Source organism: Candidatus Methylacidiphilales bacterium, from assembly GCA_028713655.1.
Classification (GTDB): Bacteria; Verrucomicrobiota; Verrucomicrobiia; order Methylacidiphilales; family JAAUTS01; genus JAQTNW01.
The window spans coordinates 57,687-72,616 of record JAQTNW010000001.1 but is presented as its reverse complement, the minus strand read 5'-3'; the positions used below and the strand labels follow the sequence as shown (position 1 = coordinate 72,616).

At 56.5% G+C, this 14,930-nt stretch carries 17 protein-coding genes and 1 tRNA gene; 8 read left to right on the top strand and 10 right to left on the bottom strand.

What is annotated here, in order from left to right; all coding sequences use genetic code 11:
- Positions 1-30: 30 nt before the first annotated feature.
- The 6 genes from PHD76_00375 (at position 31) to PHD76_00350 (ending at position 4,258) form a co-directional block, all read left to right on the top strand.
- Entirely contained in the window at positions 31-552 is a 522-nt protein-coding gene (locus tag PHD76_00375) for a hypothetical protein (protein ID MDD5260281.1), read from the top strand.
- 31 nt (positions 553-583) lie between these two features.
- Positions 584-1,486 (top strand): hydroxymethylbilane synthase, encoded by a 903-nt coding sequence (hemC, locus tag PHD76_00370; GenBank protein MDD5260280.1) that lies wholly within the window; start codon positions 584-586, stop codon positions 1,484-1,486.
- Positions 1,483-2,973: a uroporphyrinogen-III C-methyltransferase gene (cobA, locus tag PHD76_00365; protein MDD5260279.1), complete on the top strand. Its 1,491-nt coding sequence runs from the start codon at positions 1,483-1,485 to the stop codon at positions 2,971-2,973. Before hemC ends, cobA begins: the two co-directional genes overlap by 4 nt.
- A 31-nt stretch (positions 2,974-3,004) precedes the next feature.
- A complete protein-coding gene (locus tag PHD76_00360) occupies positions 3,005-3,187 on the top strand; it encodes a hypothetical protein (protein MDD5260278.1) in 183 nt (60 codons plus the stop codon).
- Positions 3,188-3,300: 113 nt separating this feature from the next.
- A tRNA-Arg gene (locus PHD76_00355) sits at positions 3,301-3,374 on the top strand.
- 104 nt (positions 3,375-3,478) lie between these two features.
- Positions 3,479-4,258 (top strand): hypothetical protein, encoded by a 780-nt coding sequence (locus PHD76_00350; GenBank protein MDD5260277.1) that lies wholly within the window; start codon positions 3,479-3,481, stop codon positions 4,256-4,258.
- 388 nt (positions 4,259-4,646) lie between these two features.
- On the opposite strand, the gene PHD76_00345 is transcribed toward PHD76_00350, so the two are convergent.
- The 5 genes from PHD76_00345 to ruvC all read right to left on the bottom strand — a co-directional run bounded on the left by PHD76_00345 (position 4,647) and on the right by ruvC (position 7,562).
- Positions 4,647-5,072 carry a PIN domain-containing protein gene (locus tag PHD76_00345; GenBank protein MDD5260276.1) on the bottom strand — a complete coding sequence of 142 codons (426 nt, stop codon included), beginning with the start codon at positions 5,070-5,072 and terminating at the stop codon, positions 4,647-4,649.
- Between the two features lie 2 nt (positions 5,073-5,074).
- Complete coding sequence (locus tag PHD76_00340; GenBank protein ID MDD5260275.1) at positions 5,075-5,281, bottom strand: type II toxin-antitoxin system VapB family antitoxin; 207 nt, start codon at positions 5,279-5,281, stop codon at positions 5,075-5,077.
- A gap of 81 nt (positions 5,282-5,362) precedes the next feature.
- Entirely contained in the window at positions 5,363-6,385 is a 1,023-nt protein-coding gene (gene ruvB, locus PHD76_00335; protein ID MDD5260274.1) for a Holliday junction branch migration DNA helicase RuvB, read from the bottom strand.
- Positions 6,386-6,430: 45 nt separating this feature from the next.
- Positions 6,431-7,114, bottom strand: a complete 684-nt coding sequence (gene ruvA / locus PHD76_00330) for a Holliday junction branch migration protein RuvA (protein MDD5260273.1) — start codon at positions 7,112-7,114, stop codon at positions 6,431-6,433.
- A complete protein-coding gene (gene ruvC, locus PHD76_00325; protein ID MDD5260272.1) occupies positions 7,053-7,562 on the bottom strand; it encodes a crossover junction endodeoxyribonuclease RuvC in 510 nt (169 codons plus the stop codon). The genes ruvA and ruvC overlap by 62 nt, the downstream gene beginning before the upstream one ends.
- Positions 7,563-7,668: 106 nt before the next feature.
- Between ruvC and PHD76_00320 the strand changes: the two genes are divergently transcribed.
- Positions 7,669-8,787 (top strand): lactonase family protein, encoded by a 1,119-nt coding sequence (locus tag PHD76_00320; protein MDD5260271.1) that lies wholly within the window; start codon positions 7,669-7,671, stop codon positions 8,785-8,787.
- 381 nt (positions 8,788-9,168) lie between these two features.
- Here PHD76_00320 and PHD76_00315 read toward each other — a convergent pair whose 3' ends face one another.
- The 4 genes from PHD76_00315 to dnaX all read right to left on the bottom strand — a co-directional run bounded on the left by PHD76_00315 (position 9,169) and on the right by dnaX (position 12,602).
- On the bottom strand, positions 9,169-9,780 hold the full coding sequence (locus PHD76_00315; protein ID MDD5260270.1) for an HAD family phosphatase: 612 nt from the start codon (positions 9,778-9,780) through the stop codon (positions 9,169-9,171).
- A gap of 123 nt (positions 9,781-9,903) precedes the next feature.
- Positions 9,904-10,503, bottom strand: coding sequence for a recombination mediator RecR (gene recR / locus PHD76_00310; GenBank protein ID MDD5260269.1), 600 nt, complete (start codon positions 10,501-10,503; stop codon positions 9,904-9,906).
- 30 nt (positions 10,504-10,533) lie between these two features.
- On the bottom strand, positions 10,534-10,842 hold the full coding sequence (locus tag PHD76_00305) for a YbaB/EbfC family nucleoid-associated protein (GenBank protein MDD5260268.1): 309 nt from the start codon (positions 10,840-10,842) through the stop codon (positions 10,534-10,536).
- A gap of 35 nt (positions 10,843-10,877) precedes the next feature.
- Positions 10,878-12,602 carry a DNA polymerase III subunit gamma/tau gene (gene dnaX / locus PHD76_00300; GenBank protein MDD5260267.1) on the bottom strand — a complete coding sequence of 575 codons (1,725 nt, stop codon included), beginning with the start codon at positions 12,600-12,602 and terminating at the stop codon, positions 10,878-10,880.
- 116 nt (positions 12,603-12,718) lie between these two features.
- On the opposite strand from dnaX, the gene PHD76_00295 reads away from it, so the two are divergent.
- Positions 12,719-13,174 carry a thioredoxin family protein gene (locus PHD76_00295; GenBank protein ID MDD5260266.1) on the top strand — a complete coding sequence of 152 codons (456 nt, stop codon included), beginning with the start codon at positions 12,719-12,721 and terminating at the stop codon, positions 13,172-13,174.
- Positions 13,175-13,513: 339 nt separating this feature from the next.
- Here the strand turns inward: PHD76_00295 and PHD76_00290 are convergent, their stop codons facing one another.
- Positions 13,514-14,854, bottom strand: coding sequence for a dipeptidase (locus tag PHD76_00290; protein MDD5260265.1), 1,341 nt, complete (start codon positions 14,852-14,854; stop codon positions 13,514-13,516).
- Between the last annotated feature and the right edge of the window lie 76 nt (positions 14,855-14,930).

Here is a 14,930-nt window from a genome sequence, read left to right as displayed (position 1 = left end):
TTTTTAATAATAGGATTCTGCCTTCTGTCCATGCACGGCATGCTCCGGGCCGGGACACCCATCCAGGCGACGGATGTGGACGGCAGAGTCCGGGTCTTGAACGCAAAAAATCAGGTCACGGTCATTTTGTACAGCAACCAGTCCGTCCAGGACCAGACACGCGCGGCTGGCAAAAGTGTCGATTCCTTCCAGGGCCTGGAGAATTTCAGGTCCGTGGTGCTGGTGGATCTTCGGAGCTCGCTTGCCAACTGGGCGCCCGGCTACGCCCAGCGGCGAATGATTCGGGACCTGGACCGGGAGGCGGAGCGCATCCATCCGTTTTATTTGAAAAATGGAAGCCGCCGCGACTCAAGGCTCGATGTGAGCGCGGTTGCGGATTTCAAAGGGGATATCTGCCACCAACTGGGCTGGGAAAAACCAACCAAAACGATGCGGGTCCTTGTTTTTGATTTGAACGGCGCGGAAGCGGGCCGATGGGAAGACTTGAAGGATTATCGTCCTCTGCAAGAATTGGTCGGCACCCTGCTTGGAAAGAAAATCGATCCCCGATAGGATGGAATCGAAATAACAACAAGACCACCCATTGAACAAAACAATAAGAATTGGGACAAGAGGAAGCGCATTGGCGCTGACACAGGCGGCGATGACTAGCAGATTGCTAACGGAAGCCTGGCCGGACTTGCGCGTTGAGACGGTGGTGATCACCACCTCCGGGGACCGCATGCAGGTGTCGGACGACAAACCCGCGGAATCAACCAAGGCCATCTTTACCAAGGAAATCGAAGAAGCCCTTTTGGAAAACCGGGTCGATCTGGCGGTGCATAGCGCGAAGGATTTGGGAGTGGAAATGCCGGACGGCCTCGGTTTGTCCGGAGTTCTCACCCGGGCGCCCGTGCATGATGTCGTGATCTCGCGCGAGCCGCTGGATGTCCTGCTCAAAAAACCGGAACCCCTGCTGGCCACCGGCAGCCTGCGGCGACGTTACCAGTGGCAGGAACGCCACCCCAAGGCCCGCTTCGTGCCCGTGCGCGGGAACATCGACACGCGGATCCGCAAGCTGCGGGAAAATCATGATTGGGACGGCATTCTGCTGGCCCATGCCGGACTGGAACGGCTGCGGCCCGATGTCAAGGGCCTCCTGGTGTCCCCGCTCGACACTTCCTTCATATTGCCGGCGCCCTGTCAAGGCGCTATCGCTTTACAGGCGCGCAATTCGGATTCCGAAACCCGCCGCCTTATCGAGCGGATTTCCCACCGCCCAAGCATGGTCCGCGTCCTGGCGGAACGGGCTTTTTTGGAAAAACTCGGGGCCGGCTGCCACGCTCCCGTCGGCGCCCTGGCGCGGATTTACGACGGGGTTTGCCTGCACCTGAGCGCTGTCTTTTACAAGGCCGAGGGAAGCCCCGGCATCCGAAAAACAACCAGCGGCAGCGCCCTGATGGCCGCAGACCTCGGAAAACGGCTGGCCGATCAGATTTTATCATGAACAGCGGCGGCATCTGCTATCTCACCGGCGCCGGACCCGGAGACCCCGCCTTGATGACACTGCGGGCCCTGGAAATACTGCAATCCGCCGACACCATCATCTATGACAACCTGATCAGCGGGAGCGTGCTCTCCCTGGCGCCGTCCTGCGCCCAAAAAATCTATGCCGGCAAACGCGCGGGCCGCCACGAGATGAAACAGCCCGACATCAACCGGCTGATCCTCGAACAGGTCCGGGCGGGCAAAACCGTCCTGCGCTTAAAGGGCGGCGACCCCTTCACGTTCGGCCGCGGCGGCGAGGAAGCGGAAGCCCTGACCGAGGCAGGGCTCAGGTTTGAAGTGGTTCCCGGCATCACTTCGGGCATCGCGGCGCCCGCCTATGCCGGCATTCCCCTCACCCACCGCGATTATTCAGGCCTGGTTGTTTTTGTCACGGGTCACGAATGCCCCAAGGAATCCGGCGAGGCGGACTGGAAACTGCTCGCGCAAATCGACGGCACGCTCGTGATTTACATGGGGGTACGCAACCTGCCTAACATTTCAAAAAATCTGATCGGATTCGGGAAAGATCCGAAAACCCCGGCGGCCTTCGTCCAATGGGGCGCCACGGCAAAGCAACGCAGCATCGTGGCTACTCTGGAAACCCTCCCGGAAGCGGTAGCGAAGCAGAAACTCGGCGCGCCCGCGATTATCGTCGTCGGCGCCGTGGCGGCGATGGGCGACAAACTGCAATGGTTCCGCCCGGGCCCCCTGGCGGGCAAACGCTGCGTCGTGACCCGGACCCGGGAACAAAACAGCCGGCTGCGCGGATTATTGCAGGCCCAAGGCGCGGAGGTGGCGGAGTTGCCCTTGATTGAAATTCGGGAAATGCCCGGCGCGCGGATTCCCGATGGCCTGCCGGGAAAATTCGACTGGCTGGTTTTTACAAGCGCAAACGGAGTCGAACATTTTTTGCGCCTCTGGCTTGAGAGTCACGATATCCGCAGCCTCGGCCCGGTCAAAATCGCAGCAGTCGGACCGGCGACCGCGCAAGCCCTCGGCCGATATGGCCTCAAGACTGATTTCGTGCCCTGGACGCATACGGCGCAGGCTCTGGTAAAAGAATGGCCGAACCGGCAAGACGCGGGGACCGTATTGCATGTTTGCGGCGACAAGGCGGAACCCCTGCCCTTTCCTGAATCGGCTGGCGCAGGCTGGAAGGCCGGACGACTGGTGGTGTATCGCACGGTTGAAGCCGCAAACGCCCGGGAACGGTTCCGGGAAATTTTTGAACCCGGCTTGCCGGATTGGATTTTGTTTTGCAGCGCTTCGGCTGTGAACCATTTTTCAAAGCTGGCCGGGAACGCCTGGCCGAAAGGGTTGCGCGCGGCAAGCATCGGTCCCGCGACCAGCGAAGCAATCCGGGCAGCAGGCGGAACCGTGGATTTGCAGGCCTCCTCCAGCCGGCTTGAAGTGCTCGTGGAAGAATTGAAGGCGGCATCCGTCTAAATTTTCCCAGCCTGCTTATCTCACATGCGTCATGAAAATTCACCCTCTAGTCTTTTCATTCATGGGTGGAAGGAAAAAGGCCGGAGATAAGCAGGCTCTTGCAAAACCGCTTCAAAATAAGGAAGTTCCATTTCAAAACGAATTTTCAATTCAAGCGGTTTTGCTTGTAGCCCGGATCTTGTCATCCCGCCATTTTGCCCCGCCTTTTGACTAAACACTCCGCAAGGATTTGCAGAAGCGCGTGAGGCATCCGGGCTAGTGGTAAAAACCTTGATTTTGAGGGTTGCGCGGAGGGGGCGGCTTTGCCTATGATCTTCACTCTTTCACGCGCCCGTAGCTCAATTGGATAGAGCATCTGACTACGGATCAGAAGGTTTGCAGTTCGACTCTGCACGGGCGCATGGCCTAGGTGGTTGTTTGATCACCCGAGGAGCACATGGCTTGCATGGATATAAGTGAAGGGTGAAGCCTTGTTTTACTGAAAAATTTTCTGATGATTAGAGCCATGCCAAGAATCCAGACGGGATTTCTCATGGTTCTGCTGTTAAGCCTCTGCACGATGGAAGTGCTGGCGGGGTCTCCTTTTGTCACGGACGATCCGGAGCCTGGAGAATATCAACATTGGGAATTTTATCTGGCATCCCAAAACTTCAGTACTGCCGGTGATTGGTTCGGCACTGCACCGCGCATGGAATTAAATTATGGCGCCATTCCCAACCTGCAACTTCATCTGGGCGCGCCTCTGGCTTACAACGCGCCGAGGCAGGGCAGCGCACATTACGGTTATGGCGATACGGAGTTGGGCGTGAAGTATCGTTTTATCCAGGAAACAAAGTATATGCCGCAGGTTGGGTTTTGCCCTTTGCTGGAAGTTTCCACCGGCAGCGCCAAAGACAATCTTGGTAACGGCAGCCCGCAGGAATTCCTTCCGCTATGGCTGCAAAAAAGCTGGGGTTCATGGACGGCTTATGGTGGCGGTGGCTACGGCATCAATTCCGGCGCCGGCAATCAAAATTGGAAATTTGCCGGTGCAGTGTTACAAAAACAGGTTTTGACCAACGTTCTCGTTGGCGCGGAAATCTATCACCAGACGGCCATGCAAACCAGTGGGAGCGACAATACGGCGTTCAACATCGGTACCGTCGTTGATTTAAACAGCCGGCATCATTTGCTCTTCTCAGTGGGCCGTTCCATTGACGGCCCGGTGGATTTTCAGTGTTACATCGCTTATCAATTTACGTTTGATGACAGCCTGTTCCATTTCTGGAGCCCAGAACACCCTTGACAAGCTTTGAAGCAACGGGCTATTGGACAAGAATAGGACTCCTTTTCAGGGCTTGAGGCATGTTATGTGCCGGGGTTCCTGGGGTTTCACCCCAAGCTGGTATGAAATCCGCGCCTTTTACTCGCGACGAGTGTCGGAGTCAGCGCTCACGACATCTCTGTTCCTGTGCTGGTTTTCAAGAGTTTGAGATGGAGTTGGAGTAAGATTTTTATCCGTGTTATCCGTGGTTCAGTTCCGGTTTTATGCGTCCTTAGCCTGCATATTTCATACTCATTTCAATGGTCAACCTGTTAGCGTCGGGACGTAACAGCGGAAAGACACGAGCTGGGCATATGCAGGCTCTTCCTGTAAAAATGATGCTTTCATTCGCTCAGAAAAAAATGTTAGCTCAACCCTCAACGTCGCGCTGGTATTTCCCCCCGTAGCCGGGTTGGTAGAGCAAAAGCCCGCATTTTTCGCTGAGAGCTTGGAAATGGGCGTCAATGGAATAGACCCGGCAGCGTTGTTTCAAGGCTATGCAGGCAATCAATATGTCGTTCCAGGGAATGGCCTGGCCCGCGTCGCGCAAACGCCAGGAAATGTTTTTAGCATCATCCCAAATGATTTCCGGCATCGCCAAATAGGGTACCGCCTCAAAAAAATACGACAGGGCTTTGCGCTTTTCATTCCGGGCGCCGCCCAATACTTCGAGTTTGACCGGCCCGCAATAGGCCGCTTCGTATTCGTCCAAGAGAGCCCGGAGCGCCAGTTTGACGTGCAAGTCGCCCCGCTCCCGGCTTGCTTCAATCCAGACACAGGAATCCACCAGGACCACGGTTATTTGTCCTGTTTTTCGGGGTCAAAAGCGGGTTCAAAGGCGTTCGCAAAATCGCCTTCCATCAACAAACGGCCAAATTCCCTGGCCCGCTGCCGCCTGACAAATTCCGTGACAGCTTTGGCCACAGCGGGGCTCTTTTTGGTTTCGCCCGTCAACGCGCTGAGCTCCTTTAAAACAGAATCTTCGATATCAACCGTAATTCTCATGCTAAGATTATGATGTAAATTGAATCATTATTCAATGATAATTTCATCTTTTTGAATAAAATAAAAGCCTTAATTGATTATTTACAGAAGCTGGTTTTGACTTGGCTTGAGTTTCAGCCCGAGCCGTTCATACGCCAGAGGCTGCGCAATGCGCCCCTGCTGGGTGCGCGCCAGGTAGCCTTCCATAATGAGATAGGGCTCATGCACTTCTTCCAGAGTTCCGGCTTCCTCACCCACGGCGACCGCCAGGGAGCCCAACCCGGCCGGCCCGCCCTGGAATTTCAGGATCAGAGTCTCCAAAATTCGTTTGTCCATTTCATCCAGCCCGTGGCGGTCGATCTCCAGCATCGTCAACGCCTGGTCGGCCACGTCGCGCGTGACTTTTCCGTCCGACTTCACTATCGCGAAGTCGCGCACCCATTTCAGCAGGTTGTTGGCAATGCGCGGCGTTCCGCGCGAGCGGCAGGCGATTTCGCGCGCCGCGTCGTCCGCCAGCGTCAGCTCCAGCAATTTTGAGGAGCGCCGCACGATGGTTGCCAGGGAATCGGCGTCGTAATATTCGAGCCGGTTTGCGATGCCGAAGCGCGAGCGCAACGGGGCGCTCAACATGCCTGGCCGGGTTGTGGCGCCTACGAGCGTGAAACGCGGCAGATTCAGGCAGACGCTGCGGGCGCTCGGGCCCTGGTCGATGACAATGTCGATCCGGAAATCTTCCATCGCCGGGTAGAGATATTCTTCGATGGTGCTGTTCAGGCGGTGGATTTCGTCAATGAAAAGCACATCGTTGGGTTCGAGGCTGGTGAGCAGCCCCGCGAGGTCGCCTGCCTTTTCCAGCGTCGGCCCGGAGGTGATCCGGATTTGGACGCCCATGGCCTTGGCGAGGATGTGGGCCAGCGTGGTTTTACCGAGGCCGGGCGGTCCGCTCAACAGGATGTGATCCAGCGCCTCGCCGCGGATTTTGGCCGACTGGATCATGACCTCGAGGCGTTCCTTGGCCTTGGGCTGGCCGGTGAATTCGTCCATCGTGCCAGGGCGCAGGGATTGATCGAACGGATCAGCCGGTTCGTCATCACGGTTGAACTGGTTTAGCGCAGGTTCGGACATGGCTTCACTCTATGCGGAATTAATCCGGGCGCAAGAAAGCCGTGATTACAGTTTCTTCAAGGCGTCGCGGATGATTTCTTCCACGGAACCTTTGATGCCGGTTTCGGCAATGGCCTTGAGGGCATCCTGTTGTTTGTAACCCAGCGCAAGCAAGGCGAGCAGGGCGTCGTTTGTCTTTTGCTGCTCCGGACCAAGCGTTTGATTCTCCACAGCAGCCTGCCAGGCCCCCGAAATGCCGACTTTGTCCTTCAGTTCCACGACGATGCGTTCCGCCGTTTTTTTGCCCACGCCCTTGATTCTGGAAAGAGTGGCCAGGTCCTGATGGACCACGGCTGTCTTAAACTGCGCGGTGGAGGAGCCGCTTAAAATGGCCAGGGCGATCTTGGGGCCGACACCGGAAACGTGATGGATCAGCAAAAGGAAAAGATCGCGTTCGTCGCGCGTCAAAAAACCGTACAGCACATGTTCGGTTTCGCGGATGCTGAGAACCGTCAACAGGGTGACTTCGGCCGGCGGCGGCGGCAGTTTTTCAAATGTGCTAAGCGGGATGAAAATTTCGTAGCCGACATCCCGCACGTCGAGAACAACGCGCGTGGGGAGGGACTCGGTCAGCTTGCCGCGGAGAAATGAAATCACGGGTGGAGTTTGAAGTTTCCGGCAGCCGGTTTCAAGGGTGGATTTGTTTTTTCCGGAGGGTTGAAGCGGCGGGCAATGTGGAGGCCCGGGCATGTGTCAAGGCAACCGCCAGGGCATCGCCTTCATCCGCCTGCGGCGTCCGGGTGAGGCCCAGCAACACGCGCATCATGAAACCGACCTGCTGCTTTTGCGCGGAGCCATAGCCGGTGGCCGCTTTTTTGATGAGCTTGGCCGGGTATTCGGTAAGGGACAGGCCCGCTTCCGCGACTGCAATCAGAGCCGCGCCGCGGGCGGATCCCATGATGATGGCGGTGCGAACGCTTTGCACATAGATGATTTTTTCCATGGCTGCCTGCTCCGGATGATGGGCGGCGATGACTTCGCGCAGGCCCTCGGCAATGGCCAGGAGGCATTTTTCAGGCGCGCGTGAGGCCGGGTTCGGAATGTTGCCGAAGCACAGGGCCTTGGTTTGTTTGCCAATGGTCTCGATGACGGCATAACCCGTGCAGCGAATGGAGGGATCGATTCCCAGGATGCGCATAAAAAGGAAGCATGGGGAAGAAACTGAAAATTAAGAAGCCAGAAGTTTAAACTGTCGGCGAAAACCGGCTTGGCAGACAGCATTCCCGCTTCCACAGTCCTCTTACATGGAAATTCGATTCCTTCACTTGCTCCTCGGCCTTATCCTTCCATATACGCTGAGCGCTACTGAAATTCCTTTTTATATCGGCGCCTATACCAACACGCCGAATCCGAGCCGCGGCATCTACCGCAGCACGCTCAACACCGGAACCGGCGCGCTTGCGGCACCCATGCTCGCCGCCGAAACCGCCAACCCGAGTTATCTTGCCCTCACCCACGACAACAAGTTCCTCTATGCAGTCAACGAAACACCGGCCCACACCGTGGAAGCCTTCCAGGTCGAAAGCAACGGACTGCTCACCCGCCTCAATGCTCAATCCACGGGTGGCGACAGTCCTTGTTATGTCAGCCTCGACGACACTGAGCACACGGTGTTCGTTGCGAATTATGACGGCGGCTCGATTGCCGCGTTTCCAGTCAAAGCCGACGGTTCCCTCGGCGAACGCGCCTTGCTGATTCCGCTCAGCGGTTTCGGCCTGGACCCGCAAGAACGAACCAAGTCCCGCGCGCACTCCATTTATACCAGTGCGGGCAATCGCTTCGTTTATGCCTGCGATCTGGGCACGGACAAAATCTGGAGTTATCATTTTGACGCCGCAACGGGCAACCTGACACCTAACAATCCCCCATTTGTTTGCGTCCCCTCGGGAGCAGGACCGCGCCATCTTGCATTTCTTCCCGGTGCGCCCTTTGCCTATGTGGTTAACGAGAGAAGCATGACGGTGACGGCGCTTGCCATTGATAAAGTTTCCGGGGCGCTCACTCCGTTCCAAACACTGTCTTCCCTGCCCAAGGATGTTCCCGCATCCGGTTCGGGCAGCGCCGCCATCCGCATTCATCCCAATGGCAAGTGGCTCTACGTTTCCAACCGCAGCCACGCTTCGATTACACAATTTACAATCGGCATCGATGGACGGCTCGCCTGGGCGGCGAACACACCCGGTGTCCCGGCCATCCCGCGCGATTTTGCCATCGATCCCAGCGGACGCTGGCTGCTTGCCGCGGGGCAAAAAGCAAATTTGATCTGCAACTATAAAATCGATCCGGTCTCCGGCCAAATCTCACCCACGCCTTACTCCCTCACCCTCTCCGCGCCCGTCTGTCTTCTTTTTGAAAAACCATGAATTTGTAAGTTTCCCGCCTTCGTCCGTCCGCTGTCGGACTATGGCGTGGCAAGCAAGTGTTCAGTTTCAAGTTACTGAATTCTGAATTCGGGATTCTCCCGGATTTTCCTCCGCGTCCTTCGCGATCTTCCTGTAATATCAAGTTTTAAATATTAAGCCTCGGATTTCCCATCAGCGTATATCCGTATTTATCCGTGGTTCTTTCCAAGTTTTAAGCCTTAAGTTTTAAGCGTCTGGTTTTTATCTTCGGGAATCTCCGTGATCAGCGGTTAAAAGAGGTATTTTTAGCGTCTTTGCTCACCACGGCGAGTCCGTCCTGTGGCGGACGTGCGCCGCCAAGCGCATGGCGACTTGGCATTAAAATGTTTTTTGTCTTGGGGCTTAAATACCCTGCAGTTCGTAGCTGCGCAGGGCCAGGCGGAGATCCACGTCCGGACGCAGGTGGATGGTCTGCCAGCCGAGTTTGGCGGCGCCTTCAATGTTGTCCTCGCGGTCATCGATGAACAGGGCTTCGACCTTGTCCGCGTTCATTTCCTGAAGGGCGAATTGGTAGATCTCCGGCCTGGGCTTCATGCAGCCCACTTGATAGGAATAAATGCGCTTTTGGAAGACGGGGAAGAAATCGTAGGCGGCTTCGACGAAGCGGATGTGGGCGTCGGATGTGTTGGAAATGAGGGCCAGCGGATAATATTCTGAAAGCTGGCGGGCGTACAGAATGTGGTCCGGGATTGGCGTGAAGACATCGCACCAGATTCGTTCCAGCTCTTCGATCGTTCCGCCGAACTCAAGGTGCTTTTTCATTGCGGCGAAAAAATCCGGGGTTGAGATACGGCCCGATTCGTAGTCGTCAATGAGAGGATAGTCCGAATAAGCCCTGCTTTCCAAATGCTCGAGGTCCAGAGGAGAGCGCTCCGCAATGCGCTTGAAAGCGATGTTGAAATCGTAATCGATCAACACCTTGCCGAGGTCAAAAAATATCGTTGAGATTTTCATGGGGAGTTCACCGCAGAGACGCGGAGGACGCGGAGGATTGAGATTGAGTTGGAATAATCCGTTGAATGCCTTGTTTTAACAGGGGCACGTTAAACTCTGCGCCCTCTGTGCCTCTGCGGTGAATCATATGGGCTTCCTGTCTTTAAGCGCATGCCCGAGCGTTGCGCTGTCGGCGTATTCGAGCGCGCCGCCAACGGAAATGCCGGTGGCCAGGCGCGTTACCCTGACGCCCAGCGCGTGGATCTCGTGCGCAAGGTAGAGGGTCGTGGTTTCGCCTTTGACATCGGTATTCAACCCGAGAATCACTTCCTCCACGGATTCCTCGCGAATCCGCTTGAGCAAACGGGGAATGTTGAGCTCTTCCGGCCCGATTTCGTCCAAGGGTGAAAGGCAGCCTCCCAGAACATGATACAGTCCCTTGAAGCCGCCGCTTTTTTCAAAAGCCAGCACATCGGTGGCCTGCTCGACCACGCAAAGCAGTTTGGAAATGCGCGTGGAATCCCGGCACAGGTCGCAAAGGGGTTCCTGTGAAAAAAAACCGCAGTTGGCACAGGGCCGGACCACGCTTCCCGCTTCCAGAATGCTTTCGGCCAGGGAACGGGCCGGGTCGGAGCCGGATTTCAGGATATGCAGGGCGAGCCGCTCCGCGCTTCGCGGTCCGACGGACGGGAGCCGCCGGAGCGCTTCCATTAATCGGCGAACAGCGGGAGGATAGTCAAGCATAAGCCAATTGGAGGCCGGGCTGCGGGCGCATCAGCCAAGCCCTGGAAGCCCAAGACCGGAGCTGAGCTGCGAGATCTGGGACTGGGCCGCCTGCTTGCCTTTGTCCGAGGCCTCACGCACAGCGGTGACAATCAAGTCCTGCAGCATCTCAACATCGCCGTCTTTCAGGATTTCGGGAGAAATGGTGATGGACTTGAGTTCACCGTCGCCACCCGCAACGGCCTTGACCACGCCGCCCCCGGCACTGCCCTCAAAAGTTTGTTTTGCCAGTTCCTCCTGCATCCGCTGCATGTCGGCTTGCATTTTCTGGGCCTGCTTCATCATTTTCGCAATGTTCATAAATGAGGTTCTCCGTGAAGTGTAAAATTTCCGGGTTAGTCCTGTTTGATGGCCACGATCCGGGCGTCAAACGCCTTGAGCGCCTCCTGGATCAGCGGATCATTTTCAAACTCGGCTTTCGACAACGTTTTGACGCCGGCAGCCGAAGCCGATGCCGATGTCGGCTTCGCCGGGCTTTCCGTTCCGGCAGGGACGGGCGGAGCCTCTACAGCCTGTGTGTCCGGCGCGCGCTCGGAAAAGTCGATGTCCAGGCCGGCGTCCGGTCCAAAGGCTTTGGCAAGGGCATCCTTGAGTTGCTGGGAATTCTGGATGGCCTCCAGCATCGCCTTGGAGGCGACAAGTTTTACTTTCAAGCGGCCGCCCTCCAGACCCTTGAACTCGCAAAAATCGAGCGCCCGGCGCAAAACAAGCTCTTTTTTCTTGATAGGCTCAATGGCGCGGGACCAGAGTTCCTCCGGCGTTGCGCCGTTCGGGACAGCGGGAGCGGATCTGGGTTCCGGAATGGCCGCGGGCTTTGATGCCAGGGCAGGTGTCGGGGTGGCTGCGCGGAGTGCCGCCGTCGGGACCGGTTTCACAGGCGTAGCGGGTGCCGACGAGTCCGCCGCAGGCGCTGACAGGGAGGGCGCAGGGCCGCCCCTGGCCAGGTAGCCCAGAATTTCCTCGATGGAAACGCGCTGCCGTTGCCGGGTCATGCGGATCAATGTGATTTCAAAAAGTACTTCCTTGACCAGGGCATAGCGGATTTTTTCCTCAAGGCGGACCAGTTCATCGATGAGCGCCAGAATCAGGTCCCGCGCGGGCAAAGGCTTGAGGTTCGCAAAATGCCGGGCTTCATCCGGCTCAAGCTCTTCCTGCGAAATTTCAGGCGAAATCACATAAACAAGCAGGTTCCGGAAATAACGGAGGAGCTGCTGGCTGAGCCGGGACAGGTCTTTGCCGCGCTCGACCAAAGCACGCAGTTTTTGCAGCGCAACTTCGTCTTCTCCGGACTGGACGGCTTCCGCCAGTTCCCAGATTTCCTGCGGGCCGGTCAGGCCGAAAATTTCGAGCACATCCTTTTCCTCGATGGAGCTTCCGCAAAAACTGATGAGCTGGTCAAAGGCCGATTCCGCGTCGCGCATGCCGCCCTCGGCGTTGCGCGCCAGCAGCCGGAGTGCGGCGTCGCTGATTTTGATCTTTTCCTTTTCCGCGATGAGTTTGAGCTGCTTGACGATATCCTTGTCCGAAATGCGTTTGAGATCAAAGCGCTGGCAACGGGAAAGGATGGTGGACAAAACCTTGTGTGGCTCGGTGGTGGCAAAGATGAATTTTACATGCGCCGGCGGTTCTTCGAGCGTTTTGAGCAGGGCGTTAAAGGCGGCCGCGCTCAGCATGTGTACTTCGTCGATGATGTATATTTTGAATTTTCCGCGGGCGGGGGCGTACTGGACGTTGTCGCGCAGTTCGCGGACCTGTTCCACGCCATTGTTGGAGGCTCCGTCGATTTCAAGCACGTCCATGCTCCGGCCCTCGGAGATTTCGCGGCAGAGATCATCATCCGGATCAAAATCAGCCTTTGGTCCGCCCTTGCAATTCAGGGCCATGGCCAGGATGCGGGCGGTGGAGGTTTTGCCGATCCCGCGCGGGCCGACAAAAAGAAACGCGTGGGCGATGCGCCCGGTGGCGATGGCGTTGCTGAGGGTTTTGACGACATGTTCCTGGCCGATGATTTCGGCAAAGGTGCGGGGCCGGTATTTGCGGGCTAGGACCTGATAACTCACAGACAAAAAAGATAGGTCCCGACCGGGAAAAGAAAACGACTAATTTGCGCAATTGTTACAATAATTTTGGGTTTTACGGCTGGAATAAATTCCTTCCTTCGGTATCCTATTTTTATATGAAATCCAAATTCCTGTTGTGTCTTGCCACAGTGTTTGCCGCCACGATTCTCAGCCCGGCCCTCTCCTCTGCCGCGGAATCCAGCCTGAACTGGCTGACCAGCTCTCCCGCCGCTTTGGCCAAGGCCAAAAATGAGAACAAAAAGGTGCTTATCGACTTCACCGGGTCGGACTGGTGCGGCTGGTGCATGAAACTGGATCGGGAAGTATTTTCGACTCCGGAATTTGCCGCCTATGCGGCGAAAAATCTGGTACTGTTGCAGGTGGATTTTCCACGCACCCGGCATCAATCGGATGACCAAAAGCAGGCCAATCAAAAACTGGCCCAGCAATACGGCATACAAGGGTATCCGACCATTATAGTACTGAACTCCGGCGGAAATAAAGTGGGAGAACTGGGTTACATGCCCGGCGGACCCCAGGCCTTCATAAGCGCGCTTGAAAAATTGAAATAAGCTAAAAACTTTTTAACCGTAGATGAACGCGGATAAACGCAGATTAAAAATCCACGACCTGAAACTCGAATTCAAGCTGCATCCATCCCCCTGAAAAGGGGGAAGACAAGGGGGTTTTGCTTTCCTTGGCGTACTTTGCGGTAAAATTACCCTGGCTTAGCCTGCATATTTCATACTCATTTCAATGGTCAACCTGTTAGCGCCGGGACGTAACAGCGGAAAGATACGAGTTGGGCATATGCAGGCTATGTAACCCGGATGTTCCTGCACCCCAGTTCCTGCCACACTTTGGAGCAGGACACTTTGCTGAGGTTTTCAGAAGCGTGTGAAACATCCGGGTTAGACTCCTGCAATTTCCTCCAGCAAGGCCCGGTTCAGCCGGATGCCGCCTTCGAAATTTTCCAGCGGAAAATTTTCGTTCGGCGAATGGATGCGCGCATCCGGCAGGGCCAGCCCCAACAGGAGGGAATCGGCCCCAAGAATGCGCTTGAGGTCCGCCACAATCGGGACGCTGCCCCCATCCCGCACGAGGGCGGGCTCTTTCCCGGGGAAAGTTTTGCGCAGCGCTGACTGGGCGGCAAGGCCGAATGCCGAATGCGGATCGGCCACATAAGCGCTTCCGGAATGTTGGTTGATCAGTTCCAGGCGGACGGACGGCGGGCAATGCTTTTTTAAGTGACCAGAGGCGAGTTCGAAGATCAGTTCCGGGTCCTGGTCCGGCACCAGGCGAAAGCTGAGCTTGGCAACCGCGAAAGAAGGAATGACGGTTTTGGATCCTTCGCCCTGATAGCCGCCATAGAGGCCGTTGAGTTCGGCTGTGGGCCGGCCGCATGTGGATTCCACGGCACTGTAGCCCTTTTCGGGAGCCAGGGCGGGAACTCCTGTAAGCCGCAAAATATCCGAATCATGGAACGGCAGCTTGCTCCAGGCTTCGCGCTCCCACGTTTCCAGCGGCTTGACGCAGTCATAGAATCCGTCAATCGCCACCCGCCCCGACGTATCATGCAGGGTGGCCATCAAACGGCTCAGCACCGTCAGTGGATTACCCACCGCACCGCCGTAAATTCCCGAATGCAAATCTTTGTCCGGCCCCGTGATGCGCACTTCCATGCAAGTGATCCCGCGCAGGCCGTACGTCAATGTCCCCCGGCCCGGCTCGATCATTCCAGTGTCGGAGAGGGCAACGATGTCGCACGCCAGTTCCTTGCGGTGTTCCTGCAAAAAGGCGGCCAGGTTGGGGCTGCCGACTTCCTCCTCGCCCTCGATGAGGAAGATCAAATTCACCGGCAGATCTTTTTTCTCGTGAAGGGTTTCTTGCACCCCAAGGATATGGGAAAGGATTTGTCCTTTGTTGTCGGTGGCGCCCCGGGCTGTGATGCGGCCGTTCTGGATTCGCGGTTCAAACGGATCGTGTGCCCAGAGCGAACGCGGGTCCACCGGCTGGACATCGTAATGCCCGTAAATCAGGACGGTCTTGCGTCCGGGCTGATGCCGGTTTCGCGCCACCAACACGGGATGCCCCGGAGTGGGATAAATCCGGCTGTCCAACCCGATGCTTGTGAGTTTCTCATTCACCCACTTTGCGCAGGCGGCCACGTCATTTTTATGTGCGGGATCGGTGGAGATGCTGGGGTGGCGCAGGAAGGAAATGAGGTCTTCGAGATGGGCGGGGTTTTTCATGGAATTCATGGGTTGTGATTTGCAAAATTTGGTTTGTAGCGGATAATAATACAGCCTTCACCGGCCAACTCAAACC